This is a genomic window from Kitasatospora sp. NPDC057512 (assembly GCF_042802135.1).
Lineage (GTDB): Bacteria > Actinomycetota > Actinomycetes > Streptomycetales > Streptomycetaceae > Kitasatospora.
Genome location: NZ_JBHVET010000678.1, coordinates 1 through 4,707, shown reverse-complemented (window position 1 = coordinate 4,707; position 4,707 = coordinate 1). Strand labels below are relative to the sequence as shown.

The 4,707-nt window shown below is 76.5% G+C and carries 2 protein-coding genes; both read left to right on the top strand.

The genetic code is table 11. The annotated features are described in order from the left end of the window. The first annotated feature begins 153 nt into the window (after nt 1-153). Entirely contained in the window at nt 154-1,203 is a 1,050-nt protein-coding gene (locus tag ACFU6K_RS31730) for a hypothetical protein (RefSeq protein WP_380668888.1), read from the top strand. A 92-nt stretch (nt 1,204-1,295) separates the two neighbouring features. Beyond that, on the top strand, nt 1,296-4,646 hold the full coding sequence (locus tag ACFU6K_RS31725) for a right-handed parallel beta-helix repeat-containing protein (protein ID WP_380668886.1): 3,351 nt from the start codon (nt 1,296-1,298) through the stop codon (nt 4,644-4,646). Nucleotides 4,647-4,707: the final 61 nt, after the last annotated feature.

The following is a 4,707-nucleotide window of genomic DNA, read 5'->3' as shown; positions in this document are numbered from 1 at the left end:
AGGCCCCCGGCCGGGACCGGCCTCGGGCCGGCGCCCCTGCCGTCCCCCGGCAAGGGCCCGACGGCACCCGTCGGCCCGGCGACCCCTGCGGGGCCCGCGGGTCCTGGGGACCCTGGGGACCCGGGGCCGCGCGCCGGCCGGGTCTCCCGTCCGATGATCGCCGCGGCCGTCGCCGTCGGCCTGGTGCTGGTCGGCACCTCCGTGATGGTGACCCAGCGCAGCGGCAGCGACCCGCACGGACCGGCCCAGGCCGACGCCCCGCCCGGCAATGTCGCCGGCTTCGACGAGCACGGCGGCACCGCCGGAGGCGCCGCGCCCGACGGGCAGTCGGGTTCGGCGGCACCGCAGCCGGACGGTTCGGCCGCACCGACGTCGGGCGACCAGGCGGCCTCGGCCCCGAACGGCACCGGCGGCGGCGCCAGCGGGGGCGGTGGCGGGGGCGGTGCCGGTGCGGCCGCCCCTCCCGGCGGCGGGGCCAACCCTGCCGCGGGCAGCGTGAGTTCGGGTGGCGGGGGTGATCGCGCGCAGGGCGGTGCGGCCGCCGCCTCGGGTGGTTCGGGCGGTGGTGGCCCGGCCGCCGGCGGCACGGGCGGTGGCGGCGCGGCCAACCCGGCCCCGAACCCGCCGGCCCCCAACCAGCCGGCCCCGAACAAGCCGGCTCCGAATCCGCCGGCGTCCCAGCAGCCCGCGCCCCCGGCCGCCAAGCCGCCCGCACCGGTCACCGTGATCGCCGGCCCGTACTGCTCGGGCGGCGGCCAGTACAAGGTCAACGGCTGGTTCGACCAGGGCACCAGCGGCTGGCGCAACAACTCCGGCGGCTACAGCGGCGACGGCTGCAACGGCACCTACGCCTCGATGCCGATGTCCGGCAGCGCCAGCAAGGACGACAGCGGCAACTCGGTCGTCTGGACCTTCACCGTGGACAAGGTCACCAGCTGCACCCTGTCGGTCTACATCCCGGCCAGCGGCGACGTGAAGCAGGTGGGCGGCAACCCGAGCACCTACACGGTGCAGAGCGGTGGCGGCCAGGTGGGCTCGTTCACCATCAACCAGGCGGCGAGCCGGGGCAGTTGGGTGAACAACGGGCCGTTCACCTACCGCGGCCCGATCTCCGTCACGCTGCACAGCCGCGGCGTGGACTGGGGCGGCTCCAGCGGCGCCCACCACGCCGCCAGCGCCGTCCGCGCCACCTGTACGGCCTGACCCCGGCGCCGACCCGCCGGGGCCCGGCCCGGGCCCACCGAGCGACCCAGCCACCGAACCACAACGCCCCACGACGAAGGGAACCCCAGGCAATGTCGCGCCCGGTGCTGACGGTCTGCGCGGAGCAGCGGGAGCCCGGCTCCTACCGGACGATCGGCGAGGCCCTCCAGGCGGCCGGCAGCGGGGCGGTGATCTCGGTCCGGCCCGGCCGGTACGACGAGAACCTGGTGCTCACCAAGGCGGTGGGCATCACCGCCGCCGACGTCCGGGGCAGTGTGCGGATCAGCCCCCGGCGCGGTTCGGTGGTCCAGGTGCTCACCGAGGCCGTCCAGTTGACCGGGCTGGTGCTCCAGGGGCAGGACGACGAGCTGCCCGCCGTCGACGTCCCGCGCGGCCGCCTCACCGTGCGGGACTGCGAGGTGATCGGCAACGCCTGGACCGCCGTGCTCACCCGCGGGCCCGGTGAACTCGTCATGCGCGGCAGCCGGGTCACCAACCCGGCCGGCGCCGGGCTGGTGGAGACCTCCACCGGTTCCAGCGTGATCGAGGACAGCGTCGTCGAGCACCTGGGCACCTCGGCCGTGGTCATCGGCGAGCGGGCCGACCCGACGGTCCGGCGCTGCGTGCTGCGCGACGCCCGCGGCAACGGCCTGTGCGCCAACGGTGAGGCGCGCGGCGTCGTCGAGGACTGCGAGATCTCCGGCACCGACAAGCCCGCCGTCGCCCTGGAGGAACGGAGCAGCACGCGCCTGCTGCGCACCGCGATCCGGGACAGCGCGCTCGGCGTCTTCGTCGGTTCCGCCGCCCGGGTCGTGCTGGAGGACTGCTCCGTCACCGCCGTGCGCGGCCACGGCTACGTCCTCACCGACGGCACCGACCCGCTGCTGCGCCGCTGCCGCGCCGTCCGCCCCCAGGGGTACGGCCTGCACATCGCGGGCCGGGCCCGGGGTACCCTGGAGGACTGCGAGGTCACCGCCCCCACCGGGGTCGGCATCCACGTCGGTGGGTCGGCCGGGCCCAGCCTGCTGCGGACGGTGGTGCGCGACGCCGGGGCCGACGGCGTCGAACTCACCGGGGGGAGCACCCCCGGGTTCGACCGCCTGGAGGTCCGCCGCGCGGCCGGTGCCGGCATCGTGGTGCGCGACGGCGCCGACCCGCTGCTGTGCCGCGGCACCGTCACCGCCGCCGGCCGCCACGGGATCGAGGTGCTGCGCGACGGGCGCGGCCGGCTGGAGGACGTCACCGTCGTCGACGCCGGCCGGCACGGGGTGCGGATCGCCGACGGCGCCCACACCCACCTCGGCGGCGGCCTGGTGCGCGCCAGCGGGTCCTGCGGGATCTCGGTCGGCGCCGGGGGCGTCGCCATCCTGCGCGACGTCGAGTCCACCGACAACGCCCTCGACGGCGCGAGCGTCGAACGCGGCGGCGAACTGGCCGCCACCCGCACCCGGTTGGGGACCAACCGGCGGCACGGGCTGCACCTGCTGCCGGGCGCCCGCGCCACCCTGACCTGCTGCCGGCTCGGCGACAACACCGTGGACGGGCTGCGCTCCGAGTCCGCGGAGCCCGTCCGGCTCACCGACTGCACGGCTGCCGGGAACCGGGGCGCCGGACTGTGGCAGACCGCGCCGACCGACCGCCTCGTGGTGGAGAACCTCGACAGCCGGGACAACCGCTCGCCGGATGCCCACGGCACGGCGGCCGTCGCCACCGCCGCCCTAGCCGAGGACGGGGACAGGGACGGCGACGGCGACGGTGCGGACGCCCCGGCGAACGGGGCCGCCGAGCCGCGGGGTCCGCAGGCCGTCCTCCAGGCCCTGGTCGGGCTGGAGGGCGTCAAGGAGCAGGTCGCCACCCTGGTCAACCTCGGCAAGCTGACCCGCCGCCGCGAGCAGGCAGGGCTGCCCGCCCCGCCGATGAGCCGGCACCTCGTCTTCGCCGGCCCGCCCGGCACCGGCAAGACCACCGTCGCCCGGCTCTACGGGGCGATCCTCGCCGAGCTCGGCGTGCTGCGCCGCGGCCACCTGGTCGAGGTCGCCCGGGCCGACCTGGTCGCCCCGGTCATCGGCGGGACGGCCCTGAAGACCACCGAGGTGGTCAGGGAGGCCCTCGGCGGTGTGCTGTTCGTCGACGAGGCCTACACCCTCTCGGCGGGCTCCGGCGCCACCGGCCCGGACTTCGGCCGGGAGGCCGTCGACACCCTGGTGAAGCTGATGGAGGACCACCGCGACGACCTGGTGGTGATCGTCGCCGGGTACGAGGCCGGGATCCGCGGGTTCCTGGCCGCCAACCCGGGCCTGGCCTCGCGGTTCAGCCGCACCGTCGAGTTCCGGAACTACAGCGCCGACGAGCTCGCCACGATCGTCGGGCAGGCCGCCGGCGGACACGGCTACGAGCTTGCCGAGGGCACCCGGGAGGCGCTCGCCGCGCACTTCGACCGGATGCCCAAGGGCGCCGACTTCGGCAACGGCCGGGCCGCCCGCAAGGTGTTCGAGGAGATGGTCGACCGGCAGGCCTCCCGGCTCGCCGAACTGGAGCACTTCGACAACGCGGCGCTCACCCGGCTGCTGCCCGCCGACGTCGGCGAGGAGTTCGACGAGGCCGGCGCGGGGCGGGCCGGGGAGCCCGGCCCGCTCGACCGGCTGCGCGCCATGGTCGGCCTCGCCGCCGCCAAGGAGCAGGTCGAGGACCTGGTCAACCTGACCCGCCAGTCCCGGCGCCGGGTCGAGGCCGGGCTGCCCGCCGCGAGCCTCAGCCACCACCTGGTGTTCTCGGGCCCGCCCGGCACCGGCAAGACCACCGTCGCCCGGCTGTACGGCGAACTCCTCGCCGAACTCGGCGTCCTGCCCTCCGGCCGGCTGGTCGAGACCGCCCGCGCCGACCTGGTCGGCCGCTACCTCGGCCACACCGCCCACCTCACCCGGGACGCCTTCGAACGCGCCCGCGGCGGCGTGCTGTTCATCGACGAGGCGTACACGCTGACGCCCCGCAACGGCAGCGGCGGGGACTTCGGGCAGGAGGCGGTGGACACCCTGGTGAAGCTGATGGAGGACCACCGCGACGAGGTCGTGGTGATCGTGGCCGGCTACCAGGAGGAGATGCGCGGCTTCCTCGCCTCCAACCCCGGCCTGGCCTCCCGGTTCTCCCGGGAGGTCACCTTCGACCACTACGCGGACGAGGAACTCGTCACCATCGTCCGGGCGCGGGCCGAGACCGCCGGCTACACCTGCACCCCGGAGACCCTGGCCGCACTCGGCACCCTGTTCGGCGCCGTCCCCCGCGACCGCTCCTTCGGCAACGGCCGGTTCGCCCGGCAGGTGCTCGAAGCGATGATCACCCGGCAGGCGGGCCGGCTGTCCCGGGTCGACGTGGTGGACCTGGACGAACTCAGCCTGCTGCTGCCGCAGGACATCCCGGCCGAACGGCTCGGCACCCTCGCGTGACCACGCCGCCGCCCCGCCCCCCGGGCGGCGGGCGCGGCCGGCCCCGCCCGCCGGCGGGGCC